The sequence below is a fragment of the Paenibacillus sp. P5_B5 genome, from assembly GCF_056400365.1.
In genome coordinates this window covers 20245-41330 of the sequence record NZ_JBFULK010000021.1, presented here as the reverse complement: position 1 = coordinate 41330, position 21086 = coordinate 20245, and the positions used below count along the sequence as shown (strand labels likewise).

The following is a 21086-nucleotide window of genomic DNA, read 5'->3' as shown; positions in this document are numbered from 1 at the left end:
TCCCCCCTTAACAGCTGGTACGCGTTTTACCCAGCCCGTGAACTAGTTACTTCGAACAAAGTGGAGATACATCCCATTTCACCTCAATTGAAAGTTTCATTTACTATAATCGACAACTAGGCAAGAACACAAGAAAAATTTTAAGAAAAAAAGCCAAACAAATAGCAGGAAATAATCCTGAATATGCTCAGCTTCGATATAATTAGTTGTAGTTATTCAACTGTTCTGGAATTCCCCTCCACTTTCATAGACATGTAAACATCAATGAGATCTTCACTGTCAACTTTAAAACCAAACCGCTCATAAAGACGCCTAGCAGAGCTTCCCTGTAAGACATTTAATGATACACGTTTTCCTATTACTACATTTCGTTCAAGTAATTGTTTTAATACATAACTGCCGATCCCTCTACCTTGGTAATTGGGATGAATATAGAAATGTTCCAATAAATATCCGTCATGCGTCGGTTTAAAGGCTATGCAGCCAGCGAAAGAAGAATCCACCTCAATGATCCAAGTATGAAAGGAGTCGAATGCATCACGGAAGCGCTGACGAACCTTCTCTTCATCAAACCTTCCTAACCTAGTTAAATCATTACGTAGTACAGTTGCACGTAAATTAGCAATTGTCTCAACATCGAAATTTTGGGATTGGCAAAGAGTAATCTGCTTCATCTAGTGAAATTCTCCTTATTATTTACCTCATTCATTACTAGTTTGATGCCTTCATCTATCTTCATTTTATCTACATTAGAAACATTTATTTTGAGTATCTTGTCACTTGCAGCATTGTTTATGTAATTTCGGTCAGTCGACTCGATCAACACATTTTTCTGACTTAACTTCTGAATTACTAGGTTAACATTCACATGCCGAGGCAACGTAATATGAGTATGCATAGATATCAAATTTGATTGCGATACCCCGTAATTATTTGGAATATATTTATTGATGGCAGAGAATAACTGACTAGAACGTTCCAAATACGAGTGCTGTATTTTATTTTTATGCTTTTCAAACATGCCACTTTTCAAATAAATTTCTAGAGCTGCTTGCGAAATCATTGAACTGTCAATATCCGAAACTTTTTTAAATTCTTGAAAAGAATTAACTAATAGTTTTGGAAGCACAACGCCTCCTACACGAAGCCCTGGAAACATAATTTTTGAAAAGCTCTTTAGGTATATGACACGATCATCTATATCATAGTAAAAAACAGGATTCGCTTTCTTGTCTTGTTCAAAATCTACTAAATAATCATCTTCTACAATATATACATCATATTTTTGCGCTAATTTAACGATTGCCTCTTTTTCTTGTCTTGAATAGGATGTACCCAAAGGATTGTGAAACCTCGGCATCGTATAGAAAAACTTAATATCCTCACAGGAAAATAGTTTTTCTAGTTCTTCTAAATCAATTCCTCTCGCAGTACGCTGAATCCCCATGACTGGCGTTTTGTAAATGTCTAACAGCTCAAGGTACAAATGATAAGTTGGCTGTTCAACTAATATTACTTTCTTGTGATTAGGAAAAGGCATTGCTGTTAAAATAAATAATGCTTGTTGAATTCCAGACGTGATTAATATATTTTCTAGATTGGTGAACACTTGATAGTTTTGTAACTGTTTTTGTATCTCAAGAACTAAAGAAGGCAACCCTTTTGGCGTACCATAGATAAATAAATCTTTTTGATAAGTATCGATAGCCCTATTAATACAGTGTTGAAAGTCATTGTAAGGGAAATTGAACCAATTGGGTGCAGAAGTCGCAAAATCAATTGTATTTTCTTCGTCGATTATTTTTCCCTTCCAATCTTTGCGCACAACATAATATCCACTTTTAGGCACACCATAGATAAGATGATGTTGCTGAAGTAGCTTTAATGCTTGAATAACAGTGCTCTTATTGTAGTTGTATTGCTCAGCTAAAGCGCGAATCGAAGGGATTTTCTCACCTTCTACTAAACTTCCATTTTGAATCAGTTTCTCTATTTTATAAAATAATTCTTGATATTTAAGCAATGACATCATCTCCTTCTGTACCGGTACACCTATCATTAATCTGCATTGTACATTGATATAATTCTTAATACAATACAGATGCACAGAGATTGTAGGCGAACAGGAGATGATTCACGATGTTAGAACAAAGAAAAGGATATTTTGCAGCGCTTTTATATGCTGTAATTATCGGCTTCTCATTTTTATTTGTAAAAATAGCTTTAAATTTTGCAAGCCCATTAGATGTACTAGCCCATCGTTTTACGATTGCTTTTTTAGTAGCAACCATACCCATTTTACTTAAGAAAGTAAAATTAGATATTGTAATGAAAGATGTATTAAAAATACTACCTTTAGCATTGCTCTATCCAGCGTTGTTTTTCTTATTCCAAGCTTTCGGCTTGGTGTATACTTCATCATCTGAAGCAGGCATTATCAATGCAACAGTTCCGATCTTCACGATGATATTGGCATCGTTACTGCTAAAAGAACATTCTAGTAGCTTGCAAAAAGTATTTATTTTCTTATCCGTTTCTGGTGTGATTTATATTTCTATGATGAATGGCCAAACGATGAATGGATTTAATATCAAAGGAATACTATTCATTCTTTTTTCAGCGCTATCAGCCTCACTATACAACATTTTCGCCCGTTCATTAACACGTAAATACAGTCTATTTATGCTCACGTATATGATGACTCTGCTAGGTTTTATAGCCTTCAATACGACTGCTATTAGCGTCCATATGATGAACAACTCTTTATCAGATTTCTTCTTACCATTTCTGAATTTAAAATTCTTAATGCCTATTCTTTATTTAGGGATTTTGTCTTCGTTACTCACTGCTTACCTATCGAATTATGCACTTTCAAAAATAGAAGCGACAAAGATGAGTATATTCAGTAATTTAGCTACCCTCATTACGATTATGGCGGGTGTTATTTTCTTAAATGAAAAGATGCAAACCTATCATTTGGTAGGGGCAATACTAATTTTAGTTGGGGTAATAGGAACTACCTTTTCGATGAATAGCAAGCACTGATTATGATTTAGGGCCAAAAAAAAAGGAAACTTTATTTAAAAAGTTTCCTGGCTGCTAATCTTCGTCTGGCTTGAATTTATCCAGCATGGATATGGTATCAATGAGATGGTTATTGAAAATTTGTCTGGCGATAATCAGCAGGTCAATAATCATAGGGTCACGCAGCGAGTACAAAACTGTGTTGCCATCCTTAGTGCCGTACACGATATTCTTAGAACGCAAAATACTCAGTTGTTGGGAAACTGCTGATCCTTCCGTACCTATAAGCGTTTGCAGCTCATTAACCTTCTTATCACCTTCAGCAAGCAATTCCAAAATCCTGATCCTTAAAGGATGAGCTAGAGCTTTAAAAAAATCAGCTTTAAACTTTTGTAATTCTAAATTCATCCGCTGCCTCCTTTGTTACGATTCATGAACTTGCCCTTGTATTTGTTGCTTGCTTAACGTGCACAGATTCTCCCTTGGGATTGGACAGCCGTGTACATTCCTGGAATGCGAAATGTTTGCATCCAATACATTTGTTTGTTTCCAAATTCGCTAGTGCATAATCAATTGCCTTACCTGTATGCTCAAAGAAATGTGGCTCTCCAATCATCTCATAAAGTCCTGTCTTCTTCAAAATCTCTTGAGGCTGATTCTGAATGCCGGATATGAGAATGATGCCTCCCTTATGCTGAAAATACCGGGCAACTTTTGTGAAATTCAATTCTCCGGTTGTATCCATATATGGCACTTTGGCCATTCGCAAAATCAATACATTAGGCATGCGATTGATCTTTTCTATAATAGACATTTCAAACATTTGTGCCGTTCCAAAAAATAAAGACCCCTCCACCGTATAGATGCTGATCTGCGGACAATCGCGTCCATCACTTACGATATGTGATTTGACTTTATGCTTATCATCTGATGGATCAGGCAGAACCTTATCAACTTTAAGTGTATCGCTCATTCGTTTAATAAACAGAATAGCAGCCAAAACCAGTCCAACCTCAACAGCAATTGTAAGGTTCGTAAATACAGTCAGCAGGAACGTAATAATCAAAACAACTGTATCGCTCGTTCTTATCTTGAGAACATGGGCGAATGCCTTGCGCTCACTCATATTCCACGCTACTACCATTAGTATAGGAGCCATACTTGCAAGAGGGATATGAGAAGCGTACGGAGCTAAGAGCAATAATACCACAAGTACAACCAGACTATGAATAATTCCAGACATGGGCGAAACTGCACCATTTTTAATGTTCGTCGCTGTTCTTGCAATCGCTCCTGTAGCTGGTATTCCACCAAATAAAGGCGTTACTATATTGGCTATACCTTGCCCAATCAGCTCTCGATTACTGTTATGCCTGGTTCCCGTCATTCCATCAGCAACAACAGCGGAAAGCAACGACTCAATCCCGCCAAGCATGGCGATGACGAAGGCAGGTTGAAGCAACTGCACGATTTTCTCCCAAGTTATTTCAGGAATTCGAAACGCAGGCAATCCACTGGCTAGTTCGCCATATGTTGAACCAATTGTAGCCACTTCACCTGGAAACAGCAAATAAGCAGCGAAACTTGTAACAACTAATCCTACTAAAGGCCCGGGAACTTTAGGGAACCATTTGGGTGTAAGCAAGATCAGAGCAAGTGAAACTATAGCTGTGATTACACTATACCAACTCAAGGTATCCAAATGGATAAAAATCTCTTTCATGTTGGATATAAAATCCTCATGCCGTGCAATTCCACTAAGACCTAGAAAGTTAGCAAGCTGTCCTGTAAAAATATTAATTGCAATCCCTGTTGTAAATCCAATGGTAACAGGCCGTGGAATAAATTTAATTAATGAGCCCAGTTTGAAGACTCCCATTAGAAGCAGCATAACACCAGCCATAAATCCGGCAATCAACAAATTCTCATAACCATATGTCAAGACGATGCCGAGAAGGATAGGAATAAAAGCACCTGTAGGCCCTCCGATTTGAAACTTCGAACCACCCAAGAGTGAAATTAATATCCCTGCAATAATTGTCGAATAGATGCCATATTCAGGCTTCACGCCTGACGAAATAGCAAAAGCCATACCGAGTGGAATGGCTATAATACCGACAATGACACCTGAAAGAAGATCCTTTCGTAAATGTTGAACAGAGTAGCCTTTAAATCTTCCTGAAAATAATACACTCACAACTAATCCCTTCTCCTCATAAACATTTGTATATTTGTATATTTGAATATTTGAATATAGATAATGTATATCACCAATAGCATATTCTGTCAAAGGGAATTAATGACTGTTCTATGATAAAACGGTTGTGAGTTTTTCAGGGATTACATATTCTGAACTTCTAGTTTTTCCATTTCTTTCTGTCTTTTCATTGAAACTACTTTACGACCATCCGTCCAAATTAACAGCAAGATTACCGTTCCCAATATACCTATATAAATTAGTCCCTTATCACCTTCACCAACAGGTTTAAATAAACTTGTCATTTCTCCGTATACCAAAAATGCAATATACAAGATTGGTAATATAGCCCCCCAATAGGGTTGTTCTCTTCTCGAAAGAAAATGCTGGGCCACTAAAATTGCGATTACTAGAATAATTTGAGTAAAAGTGCTCATTATGCGTCATCTCTTTCTTTTCTATATTTATCTATTATGACTTTGGCTACTTCTAAACTTAGACGCTCATCAATGACTAAATTCTTAACCATATTAACAAACTCAACATCTTCTTCTTTACTATTTAGTTCAATTTTTTTGATTAAAGTGTCCAGCTTGGTTCGTACTGTTGGATAAGATACACCATAATCTTTAGCCATATCTTTCAATGAACCGGAATTCAAAATAAATTTTCTAATAAATTCTACGTTATTTTTATCTAATGCCAAAAGCCAAGATGGAATCTCGTCTCTTTCCATATCGCACCTCCTTTTTAATAATATTAATATATTTTTTAATTTTATTCAAGTTTTTTTTAATATATTTTATTTTAGGTGCGGAGCAGCATAATCCATCCACTTCTGGAAATAATATCTCAGTCTACTCTCATAACAAAAATGGAGGATTACATGACTACAACTACAAATCTTTACGACAAACTTGGCGGTGAAGAAGTCATTGGCAAGGTTGTTGATTATTTTTACGGCCTCGTATTAGCCGATGATACCGTCAACCACTTTTTTGCCAACACAGACATGGACAAACAACGCCTTCACCAAACCAAATTCATTAGCTTTGCTCTGGGCGGTCCAAATCAATATACAGGGCAATCCATGGCGAAAGTACACACAGGCATGAACCTGCAACCTGTACACTTTGATGCGATTGTAAAGCATTTGCATGCTGCATTAGAACATTTCGGAGTACAAGAGGCCGATATCAATCAAGCACTCAGCACAGTCGCAACGTTGAGGGATGATGTGATTTACAAGTAAAAGCTTCAGGACAAATCGGAATTTGGTTCAATCGAGTTAAAGCCTGATATAACAAAGGATTCGAGGCCTTAAGGTGAGGGGTGGCTGGGATAAAGAGCGAGCGAGAAAAAAGCCGACCGAAAATCAGAACAAATGCCTGAAGAACGGTCGGCTCTGTGATAAACTTTATTTGCTCAGCGGTAGACTATGTAGGACATATGAAAGGAAGAAAAGGATTAAGAAGTTGATTTTTCAGTATTCTTTTTTTCCTTGAACTATCATATCCGATAGCCTAATGAGTTCTATGCTTGTTTAATAAAAGACTCAACGAGGGATTTAATTTGAATCTTTTCAATTAAACCAGTTTTTCTATCTGCGTCAATTGCATCAAAAAGCTCTTTTATACTGTCTCTCGTAATTTGGAGATCTCTACTTGCTGGAGCATGTCGGATTCCTTCTATCAATATTTCAACCTGTCCATTTCCCCAACTCTCTCGTATTGTGATGCCGGTTTTGTTTGGGTTCAAAATTTGAATTCCCGTGTCTGGACTTGGTTTTACCGTAAACCCATTAAATATGGTAGCTTGTTCAATGTGATTCTTAGCTTTATTATAAAAATCGAAAATTTTTACTGCCTCAATAGTCAAATTGTTAACCTCCTTTTTTTATCCACATTAGGCCATCACCTTATTGTAGTACACAAATTTAGGACTTAAACAACTTTATTATAAAATTAATCGACTTTTTTCGCAATTAAAAGACTTAATTATCTGGAAACAGTGTTACCCCTTAACACCCGATTTACGATCTTTTAACGATTCTGAATTTCTTGTTCAAGACTTAAGCAAGCTCTCTTAGCATCCCTACTATCTCCGAGTCTAACAGGGAATTAATAAGAATAAGGGCACCCTATTTAGGATGCCCTTTCATCATTCCTACACGTCAGTCGATGCCAGACACTGAAGCGTACTAGCACAATATTACTCTAACGTGACAAATTTCAGGTTGGTCTTTTTCAATAACTCGATAATAGCCGGCAATGCCTCTACCGTATTCTTATGTTCATGAAGCACAAACACACCGCCGGACGATTTTACTTTTTCGAAATACTCGATGATGTCCTCCGGCTTTTTCGCGCGCCAATCCTCAGGATCACGATTCCACAATAAAACCTTCAATTGTTGTTCCTTCGCGCTGGAAATGAGATCACCATTAACAGCACCGTATGGAGGACGGAATAAGGTAACAGGATTATGGGTAATCGACTCAATAAGGCTGGAGGTCTTCGCTAGATTCTTGACCTGCTCCTCAGCGTCTGCCTTTGTAAGCACACTATGATCCCAGGAATGATTCCCGATCGACATACCGTGCTCACTGGCATAGATGACCGCATCTGAGTTGCGTTCCACATTTTTTCCAACAAAAAGAAAGGTAGCCGCCACTTTATGTTCCATCAAAATATCCACGATCTTCTTCGTATATACCGACGGGCCATCATCGAACGATAAAGCGACGTATTCTTCTGGCAGCGCAAAGAAGCTTCGATCCTCACTAATCTCCATGACCTCGTAGTTCTTTTGAATAACTGCAGAATTATGGGGCAAGTCACCTATTAGGGGAGCCGTATCCTTCTTATCGTAATTAGCAAGCTTAACGACGGTGGCTTCTTGATCCTCTACCTTAATAGTAGGCTCGTTCGAATGAGCCAAATCCTTTTTCTGTGAATCGGTTGATGTCGTTGCCATCATAGTACCAAAATGTCTTTTTGTTGTGTTGGTATCATTCGTGATCCAATCGCTGTTGAACCAGATGCATAGATAGGCAAACAAAGCACCGGTTACCAGCAGCAGTCCCCTCCGCAGCATGCCTGGATTGGAGACACGCCTTGCATGGCGCTGTTCGCTTCCCTCGATCCCGGCCTCCCTCTTCTGACCGTCATCGTCATTTGGGACGGAAATAACCTTCCGTAGCTGGATCTCTTGCATCTGTGCCTTAAATTTTTCACTGCATGAAAAATAAAGCGTTTCCCTAAAGGTACCTGTCGTTCTGACTAAAGCGCTATAATACGTGTTACGATAAGGGTCCCACTTAGGGTAAGGAGAAAGTCGAACTCTCCCCCCGTTCAACGGCTGCAAGGCATTCAATTGTATATACGTAAATTCATCTATTTCAATCACGAATGAAGCTTGTTTGTCTAGATGGGAGATCCCGAGATTCATGTGGTAACAGCCATTCGGTAATTCCCCAAGCGACAATAGCTCCATCACCTGTGTGTTATACGTCTCCATTTCACTCATCGTCCTTCTAGCCGATTAGCATAACCTCAATCCGATGAAACCTCACCATTTTCGCTTGATTTCGCTGCAAAAGGAGATGTCATGCGGGAAGCAAAGTCGTTGACAATGTTAACAAGATGCGTCTTCTCCTGACGAAGCGTCTCGAACTTCTGCTTCATATGCGCATGCTCAATCTCGAGTTTACCAATCTTCTCCTCAAGCTCGTTGATTTTCCTGTTTTTCTCAGCAAGGGTATCGGTATTCTTTTGCTGCAAGGACGCATATTTTTGGCGTTCAACCTCATTTATACTTTTTAGTTCCTCAATCTCGTTGGACAAGGTAGATTGGAGCTCCCGGTAATCGTCCAACATCTGGTCCACTCTTAGGTTTTTCTCGGCCAGCCTCTGCTCCAAGTCCCTAATGCTTTTCTCGCGATCCTCAATGACTTTATTCATATTTTTCAGGTCTTTGTTTAACCGGTCAATTTGCCCGTTCGCATAGTTTAACCGATCTTGCATCTCGTAGTTGCTTGTCTCAACACGCTGCTTGGCCTGTATCATCTGTTCGACAGCAAATACCAAATCGAGAGATTTCTTATCCAAATGCGACTTTTTTTCTAAAATAGAGTTTGACTCTTCCTCGGCCTCTGACGTACTGAAATTTGCCAACGGGTCCTGTTGCAAATCCTCAGAAACCGTATGTTCAATAATGCTCCCCTCGGATTGCCGTTCAGAGGACTTCCTTTTTTTGAGGAAAGAAGAAATCATCGTTTTACCTCACCTTTTCTATAAATGTCGTTAATTGTCGGTTCAATCCTATCTATTATAATTTAATAACCCTTAAATGAGGCGGGACTAAAGTACCGTTTTTTGTAAATTAATAACTTTCATAGGTATACCTAGTACGGGAGAATCAGTAATCCTGGCTGAACTGGCTCGTCGAGGGCATCTAGTTATTTTCCATATCACAATTAAACTCTCCTCCCTCTATGAGGAATAACATTACTCATAGAGGGAGGTTAGTTCAATAACTTATACATTGAATATTTAAAGTTATAGAGCATTTCTTTGTAATGAGGAATGCTTTTTTTGGTTGAAAAAGGGTGTCTCTATAACAATAACAATATAATTAATAACAGTAATTTTTTATTGCATAACGATAAATTTCATGCTAAAGTCATATTAAATTTAATCATAAGTGAGGGACTTTTAATGAAACGAGGAACAACACTCTTTTTAAAGGCAGCTGTTATTTTTATTGGCATCCCAGTTCTTGCTATGTGCATATTTTTGGTGCCTGAGATAGCGAATTTTGCAGCACAATTGTATCCAGATATGACTTCTATCAAATATCTGGTTTTAATCGATTTGTATGCATCGGCGATCCCTTTTTACATTGCTCTGTATCAAGCTTTTAAACTTTTAAGCTATATTGACAAGAACAAAGCTTTCTCGGAATTATCAGTACGAGCTCTAAAGAATATTAAATACTGTGCAATCACTATCAGTAGCTTCTATTTGGTAGGCATGCCACTCTTCTATCTCATAGCGGACATGGACGATGCCCCAGGTATCATAGTAATCGGATTGGTCATGATTTTTGCCTCCATAGTGATTGCCGTTTTTGCTGCTGTTCTCCAAAAGCTTTTAAAAGAGGCTATTGATATAAAATCTGAAAATGATTTGACGGTCTGAGGTGAATAACATGGCGATTATTATCAATATTGATGTGATGTTGGCTAAAAGAAAAATGAGCGTAACAGAACTTTCGGAGAGGGTTGGAATAACAATGGCTAACCTATCTATATTGAAGAATGGAAAGGCAAAAGCGATTCGATTATCAACTTTAGAGGCGATTTGTAAGGCTTTAGAATGTCAGCCTGGAGATGTTTTAGAATACAGAAGTGACCAAGATAATCAAGGATAATATAGTTTGGTTAATAGACAGTGTGGAGAAAATCAGGACATCATATGACAATTATAAGGGAAGGTAGAACCATGGACATTAACAATCGGATTATTGACAATATGGATAACCCCCATGAGCTGGAGAGAATGTATAGAAAAGAACCCGAAGCTTTCAGAAAGTCATTCTCATATGCCTGGGAACAAAACCCTGATTCGCAGGTTCTAGCCATTTGGTTTGAAAGATTGCATTTCAAGGAGACTGTAAATGCAGAAAAAGCTTCCTTGCTTCAGAAAGATTTCTTAGTCATGGGCATTTTAGCAATTCTAGCTGGGATTAGTACCAGGATCATTTTTCCTTTTGTCGAACAGGGGGCCATAGCGCCAATTAACCTTGTGTTTGGTATATTTCCCTTTATCGCTGCCTATTTTGTATACATGAATAAACCTAACAAAAAAGTTCTTGTCACTCTTGGATCCGTATTCGTAATCTCAGGAATTTTTCTGAATCTGCTGCCGCTAGAGCTAACCGACAGTATTATCCTGGCTTATATACACCTTCCCATCATGTTATGGGTATTAATCGGGCTTGCATTTACAGGAAATGAACATCGCATTGGCAGCAAAAGATTAGCTTATCTAAAATTTTATGGTGAATTCGGCATACTCTACGGCATCATGGCAATTAGCGGAATGCTGTTATTTGGAATAACTAATCAGTTATTTACATTTGTCGGCATGAATATAGAAGAATTTTATTTTAGAAATGTCGTTGTATTCGGTGCTGCCGGTCTCTCTATTGTGGCTACATACCTGGTATCAAGGAACCTTAAACTTGCTAAAAGTATTGTACCCTATATAGCCAAAATTTTTAGTCCTCTTGTACTGCTCACTTTGTTGGTCTATCTGATAACGGTTATTGGGGTCGGAAAAAATCCATTCATGGACCGCGATTTCCTCCTATCCTTTAACGGAGTACTCCTGATTGTATTGGCCGTCACCATATTCTCCATTACCGAAAGCGGTACAGACGAGAAAAAGAGCATTTCTGATTATATCAATATTGCTCTAATTGTTCTTGCTCTTATCATTGACAGTGTGGCGTTATCAGCCATAGTGTTCAGGCTTTCTTCTTATGGGATTACGCCCAACAGACTTGCTGTTTTAGGCGTAAACATTCTTATCTGGGCCAATCTAATTTGGATTATGCTTTCCTATATGCGGTTTCTACTTAACAAAACCGGACCTTGGGCCATCCAAGATGCCGTTACTAAGTATTTGCCGGTCTACGGACTCTGGGCAGCTTTCGTTACATTTATTTTTCCTTTAATCTTCTAATAGAAAGGCTCTGTTAATGCGTCTTATTCTTTGTAAGATGACAATAATAGACAACAAATTTCTTTAATAAACGCAGAACGATTGTTGAGGAGCTTGCCTTGGGCAACTCCTTTTTAGTTAAACCGAAGTGGACCATTCCCGAAAAGATGAAACAAGCGACATAATCACACTCAGTCAGTTGATAACAGAAAAGGAGGTATTAACCATGTTGCGTATTTCAGGATCGAACGCCAATATCGAACGTCGTACTTTTGGCGAAATCAAGCCGCTATCCGCTCCCAGGCTTCTGGAGATTGCAGCCGATGATCAGTTTTGTACAGTCCAGCTCTTCTCCCCTCTCACTGATGAGGAAGCCCAATTACTGAATGCCTGTATCTTTGCAACAAGACCCGATATCAAGCTGAACATTCGATTCTGGGATGCTGAAGGAATCTGTGACTTGTCCCTCATGCGACATTTAAAGCATGTACGAAAAGTGCATATCGTCGATGCAGTCAGCGCCATCCATCTGGATGCACTAGCTCACCTGGAACAATTGGAACTGCTGGTGCTGGATATTCCGAAGTGCAGAGACTACAGTTTTCTTAACGAACTGAGTCCACATATTCATACACTAGGTTTGGAACTATCCGAAAGTAAAATAAATTTCACCTACGGACAGTTGTTGCGCTTCCCTGCGTTGTCCATGCTGCTTATCAAAGGACGCAAGAAGGACATTCATGAGGTCGCTAGCTTGCCCGGTATTCGCTCGCTAATTCTACGTGGAATCACTGTGGAGGATTACCGCTTTATTCAAGAAATGCCCGACTTGCACGGACTGTCTATCCAGATGGGAGCCAGCAAGGATTTCTCCGCCCTGCACGATCATAACAACCTGCGGATACTAGAGCTTTGGCAAATCAGCCACTTGAGCGACATCGGCTTTGCAGCCAAGCTGCCCCAGTTGGAATGGCTCTATCTGCATCAGCTTAAGCATGTGCAAGCCATGCCGAACTTCTCACAATCCACTCATTTGCACACCATTATGCTGAACGATTTAAAAAACTTGGTCGACTATGCTGCACTGAAATCTGCTCCATCCCTCGCCTATTTCCGAGGCTTCAGCACAAAAACCATCCCAGCGGATCGTTTTATTCCCGTGCTGCAAAATCCGTCCTTGCAAGGATTTTATTTTGGCATGGCGAACGACAAAGAAACCGCAAAGCTGGACAGCTATATCCGGCAATACATGCAAACGACGAACCAACCGCCTGCCTGGAAGAAGTTTGCCGTTTCTATTCATGGCTAAAAGGCCTATTACGTATCGCGTTTAAAGCTAAATACAAGAGTGGATTATGGAGGAACTCCAGCTAGGAGAAACAAGGGAAATATCTAATGTGTATATTGGAATATATCAGGTACACATTTGCACGAACTATATTCGTTACGTTGGCAGGTGGAGATCTTGTTTAAGACGTGGAAATCATTCTTTCAAATTCAGCAGTGCAAGAAAATGAAACTGGAACGCTTAAAGACGAGCCCAAATCACACGGCGTGGCCTCCTCACGCGATTAAGTGTTCTTCTATTTTCATAATCAGCTGCTCCAGATGCACCCTCCGTGCCTCCAAGCTCGGAGAATCGCACCACAGCACCACGATTTCTCTTTCACCATCCTCATCCGGCACTTCATCCCGAATATCCGTCAGATAATGCAAGATCAAGCGCAAGGACTCTTCATCGGCTGTGAATGAACGGATAGTTAGAAGGGATTTTTTTTCATCTTCATGACCGTAATCCAGCTTCCCCGTTTCCTGAAACATCAGATACAGTTCCGCAAGTGCCAGCGCTGTGTTGTCGTAGTAAAATTCAATATCTTCAACTGACTTCCCAAGAAAACCAGCTTCCTTCATGACTGTAATTAGGTCGGATAGATCCAAACACAAATTGTCCGGTATGCGGTCCTGCAGAAAATCGACTACATCCAAACCTTCATCACTTTCCAGTGCTTTAATGCCCCATGCTCCCATCTCTAGTTCCTCCCTGTTTGTATGGATTCCAGCCTATCGGAAGCTGCCATGAAATTCGTACCCGCTTCTTTCGGCCAACTGCTCTATTTCTTCACATTCTTCCTCATGGACGACAATAAGTACATAGCTGTCACTGTTGATGTCCAAATATCCCAAAACGATGCCATGAGGCCGCAGCCATTCAGCAGCTCTCCCAAGTGTTCATAGGTATCACTATCCGGTCTGATTGCGTGCGCCACGGTATACAAATGCTCTACCAACCTTCCTGTATAGCTACGCTGCCAAGCCTCGCAGCGCTTCGGATACAATACGGAGCAACTCTCGATAATGCTCCAGACTATCTATCAACCCGCAAGTCGTAGATTCGCACCTCGAATGTACCCCCTATACCTCCATTCTAGCTAGAAAATTACCAATCTCTCTCCCTGATGGCCGTCTCGATATCGATATCCACCTTAAACGCATGCAGGATCGCTTCTACGGTCGTCCCGATGGAATCCCGTGCCACAGTTTCGATTTCGCTGTCATGCTCATCGAATTCTTCCTGCAAATTGTTGATGGCGATCGTCATCTTATCCAGCTCGTCCTGTATCGCTTCATTTGAATACGACCCGCTTTCCAAAAACCGTACCACTTCCAGGATCTGCTCTTTCACCTTATCCACTAAAAAAGTTGGATAGTAGCTGTCCTTATACATGTCTTGCAAATAGTTAAAATTGGCATCCAATTCTCCTGCAGCTGTCAATGCCTGTGTAGCTTCCGCTTTGCTGAATGTGCACTGGGATTCAGCCTTTTGTTGTTTTTGCCATTTGCTATGGCTCCAATCTAGAAATCTGACTGAATCCTGATCGCCAGGATCCAGCTCCAGCGCGGTGCTTAGCACACCTGCCGCTTCCTCATACCGCTCCATATAATAATAGGAATAGCCTACGCGAAAATACCACAACGGATCATTTTTTCCCTGCTCAGCAATGAAAGCAAACTGTTCCAGTGCTTTTTCATACAAACTCAGATTGTTATAAGCCCGACCCATGCTGCTGATCATATCGTAATCCCTGTCCGCTGGAGGAATCTTCATCAGAGTGTCTACGATCTGCTGGTGTTCGTCATCCTCGTGCCACTGCATTATCTGTGCGCTTAGCTCTTGTTCCATCGTTGCCGTCTGCCTCCCAAGTGAAAATATGATTTTCTCTATTTTACTATAGAGAAGACTGTGAATGGAAATGTTTACCTTGATTACGCAGTCTGCCTCGGTCTGCCCCATCGTCCATTCTCGGTTTCCTTGCACAATGTTAAACCACCAAAAAGTCGTCTTAACCTTGAATTCTGACCGCTTATTATAAAAGCGTATCTAAATCATTAACCATCGCTTAGATTAATGTATGAAAAGTACAGGAAGCGAAAGGTTGTCAAATACAACTATATAACTCCATTATATTTGGTATAATCTTCGGTTGATGAGGATCAAACAGCTCTAACTAGATTTGGAATAAAAGAGAGATCGAGCCTTTTGCAGTGGCCGAGGAGGAATACAGTTCCAGATATGAAGAAAGGCGGGGTGTTGATGTGTTATAAAAATGTGTTGACACAAAAGTAATTAGGAACCATACTATATATATGAACAACAATAATAAAATAATAAATGACATTGACGCTATTCCCTCGCTTGTACAATCCAAGCGTCAGATTGATCGCTATAACCTAGACATAGATGCACAGGCTATACTCGTCGCGTCTAGGCTAATGGCAGCGGGGGCCAAGCTTGGACATGCCTCGGAGATTCATTTCTCTAGATTCGGTTTATCAACAGGTCGATATCGTTTATTGGCAGATCTTGAAGATAACGAAGGAGAAGAGTTGCCTTCGCAATTAGCGGAGCATCTAGGCGTTACACGTGCTACAGTGACAGGTCTTATCGACATTCTTGAACGAGATGGGCTAGTATCTCGGCGATCAAGCTCAGACGATGGACGTCAGAGATCAGTCATTTTGACGGAAGAAGGAGCGAAGAAGCTCCGTGAAATGGCTCCTGAGCATTTCGCTCGGCTGGAAGCAATGGTGGGCTTACTCAATATCGAGGAGCGCAGCGTATTTCTCGACCTGCTAGGCCGAGTTACACAAGGCATCTCAGCACTTACGGGCGAACTAGGCTCGAAACCAAAGAAAAACATCAGTAATGAGTAGAATGGGCTAGTGAAGCTAGCCTATTTTCACTCTTATATAGTTAGGTTCCTAATTATATCTATCTGAAAGCAAACGCTGAACAATTTAAAAGAAGAAGGAAGCAACTAAATGAACAAGATGAAATACCCGAATCAGACAGATGATGTTTACGGCATCAAGGCTGCTGGTTCCAAGAAAAAGACTTTTGTACTATGGCGTGAAGTTGTAATGGCCTATGCTGCTCCTGCCATCATGGCAGGTATCGGGGGATTAGTTACTGCCGATAGGGGTCTTCAAATAGGGGCATTGACCACAATCGGCGGTGCATCGGCCTTGATGGCCTTGATGATTGGCCTTTTGTTGCGCAGCCGAGTGGGCCATATACGATGGGTCATCGGTGCACCTCACTTGGTTGTGGTAGGGGTGTTCGCATTGGCCGGGTCCTCGTTTGGGCTATACGCCGCATGGGTGACATCTGGTTTACTAGAAATTATGATTCCGAGCAATCTCTTGGCCTGGGTCGGTCGTGTCTGGATCGATTTCCCGTTGTCTGGATTCATAGCAAGCACGATAGTGACATGGCGGTGGCGTCTTGCCGTCACAACTAATTTTTCATCCAAAAGGAGAAGAAAAAAATGATAGTTATTATGGGAGCAACAGGTACGATAGGCAGTGCGCTTTTGAAACGTTTGGTTGATCTTGGCGTACCCGTCAGGGCGCTGAGCAGAGAGCCAGAGAAGTTGCGTGATCAGATTGGAGAAAAAGGCCGATCGACTATCGAGGTCGCATCGGCGGATGCTTCCGACCCCGAATCGCTGCGCCGGGTGTTTACAGGTGCTAGCCAGCTCTTCCTTGCCATGTCCAACAGTCCAAGACAAATCGAATTGGAAACTTCAATTATTCGGATTGCCGCCGAATCTGGAATCAAACACATTGTAAAAATATCCAGCCCTGCCTTTGAGCAGAGCTCTCCAGTGGCAGTGGCGGGCTGGCATCAAGAAATCGAGAAAACGCTGAGGGAATCGGGTCTCACCCACACCGTGTTGCGCCCTTATGCGTTCATGCAAAACTTAATGCACCTTGCACCAACGATCACAACCCAAAATGTTTTCTTCGGCTCCATGGGCGATTCACCGTGTAACTTCATTGACTGTCGCGATATCGCAGATGTTGCCGCAGAAGTTCTGACCAACCGCGAGGTATCAGGCCAAATATATACGCTTACTGGTTCGGAGATTTTCAGTTATCCCCAGATCGCGAGTCAACTATCCGCCCTGCTTAATCGGCCGATAAGCTACATTAACATGGAACCCCAAGTACTACTCCGCAATCTTATCGAGCACGGGCATATGCCTCCTTGGCTCGCGAACCACGTTGTGGAAATTCAAACCATGTCTACGGTAGTGCCAGAAAGTCCAAATGACACTGTGAAGCGCTTGCTCGGCAGAGAGCCACGCACGCTAGACGCCTTTCTGCATGAGTGTGTAGAAAATTTCCAGTAGAGGCGGAGTCATGTAAAAAGGGGATATCCCTTAGTCATTTTCATGACTTTTGGGACATCCTCGTTTATTTTTTCATATGAACACATTCATTTTTTATATTATGAGTTTCTTATAAAAACGATAATTGTAATATATTGCAACTGATGCCAGTATTACAAAGATCCCTGCTTTTGTAATCAATGCAGGTAGAGGGACATCAATACCAGCAGCTATCTGAAACAATGACTGCACAGTGACCATGATACCAACAATTGAGCAGAGCAATAAGAGAATAGCTAACAAGGAATGGCCAAATGGATTCTTCCCTTTTAGCTGATACAAGCAGATGAAAATGACTGGACTAATCAGTCCCATGTCCAAAACATATGTAATCTCTGTTGTGTATACCTCAATTAAGGAAAGGGATTTACCGCTCCAAAGTGTAGGCATAATGTCTGGAAGCCATGCTACAAATAGCGAAATTCCAGATACAATCAAGAATATGGATATACCCTTAGTAGGTAAAGACCACGTTTGTTTCTGATATACATCCTTATAATCAATACTTAATAGAAGTAGAATAAACGCAAAGAACGAACAAGCAAATAAGGCGAGGTAGGCCAAAAAGAGAATGTTATATGTAACGCCTAATGCTATGCTTGCACTGTAATAAAGCACCACCGACATAATCGATACGAGAAACAACCTTGTCTTGTTATTTCGCTTTTTTCTCTCCTGGATTAAAGCAAATATTATTAATGGAATCGTTATGAGAAGCATCGTACAATCTGTCCCAATGAATATCGGCGCCCTAAAATAGGAATCATGGCTATAAACTCCACTTCCCCACATTTTGACTGTATCCCCATACTGATTAATGACCTCATAGCTATTGGATAAATTAAAAGCGCATAATCCTGTAACACTGATAATAATAAGTAAAACGATAGTGATAATTACCAGTCTATCAATAACGATTATTTTCTTCTGCATACGCTTCCCTCTCACTGAAAGAATATAAATATCCATATAGACTCATACCTCTAAATATAAAGCACCAATATATGCAAATCTATGACATAACTAACGCCATTTTTTAAAGAAAGTTTAATATCTCAGGAATAGAAAAGGGTACCAATGTGGCACCCCTTAAATGAGCTCTACAATACATATACGACTTTTGATTAGAAAGACAGTCGGGTTTTGAATAATAAGTTTTAGACTGAACTACTTATTTGATCAACTAACTTTTGACTGGGAGTGTTGTAATAAACCCGCTAATAGTTCTCTGTCCATTTTAATTCCACATTCCCTTAGGGATATCGCTACAGCACCTGCCACAGGGGATAGAGATGGCTCAACCACTCGATAGTCTTTATTGGAATTACCTTGTAGGACTTCCGTTAATTGATTGCGAATATATGTACTCCGGATCACGCTGCCAACATAACAAACCTTAACGCATTGCTCACGAAAGGAACCTCCAACCAATCGGATGCCGGTCTCTAGCGATCGGACCGCCTTGTCACAAACATTTCTCGCTAAAGGTACACCCTCAAGGGCAGCTTCGGTCAAAATCGGAGCCATCAATCCAAATCGGCGGTCTCGCTCCATTCGATCCATAATAAACTGCTGAGAAGCGCGTTCCCGAAATTCGTCATCAAGTTGAATACCCAAAAATTGCATAATCTTTTGTACAAGCGGTTGGTCTTCAGGCTTCACCTGTCCTGCCAATATTTTATAGACAGCGTCGTAAGATAAAAAGCGAGCTGCAGTGCGAGCATAGTGTCCAAAAGAGCCGTTAAACATGACCCGCCCTTCATCCGTAAACCCCATTATTGTCGATCCTGTTCCAGATATAGCCATTATTCCAGGCTCGAACAAGAAGGCACCGGCATGTCCGACCTCAGAATCATTAACTATCAATCTAGGACAGGATAGTCCTTCAATACCAATTAACAGATTTGCCCATTCCAGATCTTTCTTTTGTTCAAAACCAGGAAGTCCTGCAGTAAAATATAGAGCTTGATCTAGTTCTACTCTTGCAACTTTTAAAGCTCCCAAAACTGCTTCTTCAATATGTTTCTTGGCATGTGGGTCCTTATTGGGGTGTGAACTGCCTGATTCTTGATAAGCCATCACATTTCCCTTCAAGTCAGCAACCATTACGCGAGTTGTAGTACCGCCGCCTTCTAATCCAATTACATAAGATTGTCCCATCTGAGTTACCTCTTTCAATAAGACTTATTTATTTTTGTCTGCATTTACTCTTCAAAAAGGTATCTTATAAATGGTAGATTAAATGCCCTATTCAACTATTCGACATTGCGATTCTCATTTGTATCATCTAATAGCCAGTTCAAATCAATACTAAACTTATTCCACATTTCTTTCAATGTCTTAGCTGATGTCTTTGTTTTATATTGTTCAATCTCATTCAATCTCCCTTGTAAAATTCCAATTGCTTCTGAAAATGCTACCTGATTTAATAATTTATGTTGTGTTCGAATCGCTTTAACTTTAGTTCCTATAGTGTTCATCTTTTACACCTATTAAAATGAATTTGGGCCGCCCTAATATCTACATTAGGACGGCCCATGATGTCGTTATATTCTTTTAGCGGTTCCAGACTTTTTATCACCTTACAAGCATGTATAAAGATAATAAAGTTGTTTAATTTTCGGATAGCGAATAGTTAATTATTGCCCACAATATAACTTAAAATCTTGTATCTATATATGATTATGTTGATGTAGTTGTATTACATGTTCTTCTAAAATATTGACAGATAATAGGTTGCATGTTAAGTTCACGGTATTTATCTACTAAGGGGGTAAGTGAATAATGTCAGTTAATAAGATAGAAGAATATTGGCATATGTACGCTAGAGAAAATGAGTTAAACATGAGTGTTCCAGATGCATGGATGTTTGGAGATGGTTCCAAAGAAATGGGAGATGAATTAGGAAGTTTAGTTGTTAAAGGAATCAAAACAGGAACATGCGCTGCACATTGTGTATACGAGCTTGAAGGAGAAGAAATTCAAAAAGTTGGTCAATACGATATTGTATTGGATGGAGACAATAATCCATTAGCAATTATAAAATATACAAAGATCGATTTTTTAAAAATGAATGAAGTAACAAGTGATTTTGCAAGGTCTGAGGGTGAAGGGGATTTAAGCTATGATTATTGGTATAGTGAGCATGTTAAATTTTTCACTTGGGAATTAAGTCAGTATGGGCTTACTTTTACTCCAGACCTATTGCTAGTTTGTCAAACGTTTAAGGTAATGGATGTTTATAAAGATAAAGTATAAATTGAAGAAAAATTATGTACCTAATTTAACATTATATTACACAAAAAATATGGTATAAAAATCCGATTTTATACCATATTTTAAACAACTATTTTATTTTTTAAAGGACTTTATTATTTTTTAACAACTTTATTATTCGTGAACAAA

25 protein-coding genes and 1 pseudogene are annotated in these 21086 nt (G+C 40.0%); 11 read left to right on the top strand and 15 right to left on the bottom strand.

The features are described 5' to 3' along the window. Window positions 1-212: 212 nt before the first annotated feature. Together AC1DOK_RS21615 and AC1DOK_RS21610 are read right to left on the bottom strand one after the other, a co-directional pair. Window positions 213-674, bottom strand: a complete 462-nt coding sequence (locus AC1DOK_RS21615; RefSeq protein ID WP_477556371.1) for an N-acetyltransferase family protein — start codon at window positions 672-674, stop codon at window positions 213-215. Then, window positions 671-2023, bottom strand: coding sequence for an aminotransferase-like domain-containing protein (locus AC1DOK_RS21610; RefSeq protein WP_477556370.1), 1353 nt, complete (start codon window positions 2021-2023; stop codon window positions 671-673). Before AC1DOK_RS21610 ends, AC1DOK_RS21615 begins: the two co-directional genes overlap by 4 nt. Window positions 2024-2139: 116 nt before the next feature. Between AC1DOK_RS21610 and AC1DOK_RS21605 the strand changes: the two genes are divergently transcribed. Then, window positions 2140-3045, top strand: a complete 906-nt coding sequence (locus tag AC1DOK_RS21605; RefSeq protein ID WP_477556369.1) for a DMT family transporter — start codon at window positions 2140-2142, stop codon at window positions 3043-3045. A gap of 54 nt (window positions 3046-3099) precedes the next feature. Here the strand turns inward: AC1DOK_RS21605 and AC1DOK_RS21600 are convergent, their stop codons facing one another. From AC1DOK_RS21600 to AC1DOK_RS21585, 4 genes are all read right to left on the bottom strand, one after another. Continuing rightward, complete coding sequence (locus AC1DOK_RS21600) at window positions 3100-3432, bottom strand: ArsR/SmtB family transcription factor (protein WP_477556368.1); 333 nt, start codon at window positions 3430-3432, stop codon at window positions 3100-3102. A gap of 22 nt (window positions 3433-3454) precedes the next feature. Continuing rightward, complete coding sequence (locus AC1DOK_RS21595) at window positions 3455-5221, bottom strand: SulP family inorganic anion transporter (protein ID WP_477556367.1); 1767 nt, start codon at window positions 5219-5221, stop codon at window positions 3455-3457. A 143-nt stretch (window positions 5222-5364) separates the two neighbouring features. Then, window positions 5365-5658 (bottom strand): hypothetical protein, encoded by a 294-nt coding sequence (locus AC1DOK_RS21590; protein WP_477556366.1) that lies wholly within the window; start codon window positions 5656-5658, stop codon window positions 5365-5367. Continuing rightward, a complete protein-coding gene (locus AC1DOK_RS21585) occupies window positions 5658-5957 on the bottom strand; it encodes a DUF2089 family protein (protein WP_477556365.1) in 300 nt (99 codons plus the stop codon). Before AC1DOK_RS21585 ends, AC1DOK_RS21590 begins: the two co-directional genes overlap by 1 nt. A gap of 150 nt (window positions 5958-6107) precedes the next feature. On the opposite strand from AC1DOK_RS21585, the gene AC1DOK_RS21580 reads away from it, so the two are divergent. Further along, window positions 6108-6473: a group I truncated hemoglobin gene (locus AC1DOK_RS21580; protein ID WP_477556364.1), complete on the top strand. Its 366-nt coding sequence runs from the start codon at window positions 6108-6110 to the stop codon at window positions 6471-6473. Window positions 6474-6754: 281 nt separating this feature from the next. Here AC1DOK_RS21580 and AC1DOK_RS21575 read toward each other — a convergent pair whose 3' ends face one another. The 3 genes from AC1DOK_RS21575 to AC1DOK_RS21565 form a co-directional block, all read right to left on the bottom strand. After that, on the bottom strand, window positions 6755-7099 hold the full coding sequence (locus AC1DOK_RS21575; RefSeq protein WP_477556363.1) for a hypothetical protein: 345 nt from the start codon (window positions 7097-7099) through the stop codon (window positions 6755-6757). Between the two features lie 333 nt (window positions 7100-7432). Then, window positions 7433-8740, bottom strand: coding sequence for a polysaccharide deacetylase family protein (locus AC1DOK_RS21570; RefSeq protein ID WP_477556362.1), 1308 nt, complete (start codon window positions 8738-8740; stop codon window positions 7433-7435). Between the two features lie 35 nt (window positions 8741-8775). Beyond that, window positions 8776-9411: a hypothetical protein gene (locus AC1DOK_RS21565; RefSeq protein ID WP_477556361.1), complete on the bottom strand. Its 636-nt coding sequence runs from the start codon at window positions 9409-9411 to the stop codon at window positions 8776-8778. A gap of 528 nt (window positions 9412-9939) precedes the next feature. Here AC1DOK_RS21565 and AC1DOK_RS21560 point away from each other — a divergent pair. The 5 genes and pseudogenes from AC1DOK_RS21560 to AC1DOK_RS21540 all read left to right on the top strand — a co-directional run. Continuing rightward, entirely contained in the window at window positions 9940-10422 is a 483-nt protein-coding gene (locus AC1DOK_RS21560) for a DUF2975 domain-containing protein (RefSeq protein WP_477556360.1), read from the top strand. Window positions 10423-10432: 10 nt separating this feature from the next. Further along, complete coding sequence (locus AC1DOK_RS21555; protein WP_477556359.1) at window positions 10433-10654, top strand: helix-turn-helix domain-containing protein; 222 nt, start codon at window positions 10433-10435, stop codon at window positions 10652-10654. Between the two features lie 71 nt (window positions 10655-10725). Next, entirely contained in the window at window positions 10726-11970 is a 1245-nt protein-coding gene (locus AC1DOK_RS21550) for a DUF4153 domain-containing protein (RefSeq protein WP_477556358.1), read from the top strand. 205 nt (window positions 11971-12175) lie between these two features. After that, window positions 12176-13258, top strand: coding sequence for a leucine-rich repeat domain-containing protein (locus tag AC1DOK_RS21545; protein ID WP_477556357.1), 1083 nt, complete (start codon window positions 12176-12178; stop codon window positions 13256-13258). A 117-nt stretch (window positions 13259-13375) separates the two neighbouring features. Then, window positions 13376-13483: pseudogene (locus AC1DOK_RS21540) on the top strand (transposase); the annotation flags it as partial. 29 nt (window positions 13484-13512) lie between these two features. Here the strand turns inward: AC1DOK_RS21540 and AC1DOK_RS21535 are convergent. The 3 genes from AC1DOK_RS21535 to AC1DOK_RS21525 form a co-directional block, all read right to left on the bottom strand. Continuing rightward, window positions 13513-13977 (bottom strand): DUF4259 domain-containing protein, encoded by a 465-nt coding sequence (locus AC1DOK_RS21535; RefSeq protein WP_477556356.1) that lies wholly within the window; start codon window positions 13975-13977, stop codon window positions 13513-13515. Between the two features lie 33 nt (window positions 13978-14010). Next, the gene (locus AC1DOK_RS21530) at window positions 14011-14124 is read right to left on the bottom strand and encodes a DUF6630 family protein (RefSeq protein WP_477556416.1); all 114 of its coding nucleotides are present in this window, start codon (window positions 14122-14124) and stop codon (window positions 14011-14013) included. 262 nt (window positions 14125-14386) lie between these two features. After that, entirely contained in the window at window positions 14387-15130 is a 744-nt protein-coding gene (locus tag AC1DOK_RS21525) for a DUF5713 family protein (RefSeq protein WP_477556355.1), read from the bottom strand. Between the two features lie 464 nt (window positions 15131-15594). Between AC1DOK_RS21525 and AC1DOK_RS21520 the strand changes: the two genes are divergently transcribed. From AC1DOK_RS21520 to AC1DOK_RS21510, 3 genes are all read left to right on the top strand, one after another. Then, window positions 15595-16161: a MarR family winged helix-turn-helix transcriptional regulator gene (locus AC1DOK_RS21520; protein ID WP_477556354.1), complete on the top strand. Its 567-nt coding sequence runs from the start codon at window positions 15595-15597 to the stop codon at window positions 16159-16161. 108 nt (window positions 16162-16269) lie between these two features. Next, the gene (locus AC1DOK_RS21515) at window positions 16270-16779 is read left to right on the top strand and encodes a hypothetical protein (protein WP_477556353.1); all 510 of its coding nucleotides are present in this window, start codon (window positions 16270-16272) and stop codon (window positions 16777-16779) included. Further along, window positions 16776-17642 carry an SDR family oxidoreductase gene (locus AC1DOK_RS21510; RefSeq protein ID WP_477556352.1) on the top strand — a complete coding sequence of 289 codons (867 nt, stop codon included), beginning with the start codon at window positions 16776-16778 and terminating at the stop codon, window positions 17640-17642. Before AC1DOK_RS21515 ends, AC1DOK_RS21510 begins: the two co-directional genes overlap by 4 nt. A gap of 93 nt (window positions 17643-17735) precedes the next feature. On the opposite strand, the gene AC1DOK_RS21505 is transcribed toward AC1DOK_RS21510, so the two are convergent. The 3 genes from AC1DOK_RS21505 to AC1DOK_RS21495 form a co-directional block, all read right to left on the bottom strand. Continuing rightward, entirely contained in the window at window positions 17736-18614 is an 879-nt protein-coding gene (locus AC1DOK_RS21505; RefSeq protein WP_477556351.1) for a hypothetical protein, read from the bottom strand. Window positions 18615-18860: 246 nt separating this feature from the next. Next, window positions 18861-19841: a BadF/BadG/BcrA/BcrD ATPase family protein gene (locus AC1DOK_RS21500; protein ID WP_477556350.1), complete on the bottom strand. Its 981-nt coding sequence runs from the start codon at window positions 19839-19841 to the stop codon at window positions 18861-18863. A gap of 95 nt (window positions 19842-19936) precedes the next feature. After that, window positions 19937-20161 carry a helix-turn-helix domain-containing protein gene (locus tag AC1DOK_RS21495; protein ID WP_477556349.1) on the bottom strand — a complete coding sequence of 75 codons (225 nt, stop codon included), beginning with the start codon at window positions 20159-20161 and terminating at the stop codon, window positions 19937-19939. Between the two features lie 304 nt (window positions 20162-20465). Between AC1DOK_RS21495 and AC1DOK_RS21490 the strand changes: the two genes are divergently transcribed. Next, on the top strand, window positions 20466-20939 hold the full coding sequence (locus AC1DOK_RS21490; RefSeq protein ID WP_477556348.1) for an ASCH domain-containing protein: 474 nt from the start codon (window positions 20466-20468) through the stop codon (window positions 20937-20939). The last annotated feature ends 147 nt before the right edge of the window (window positions 20940-21086 follow it).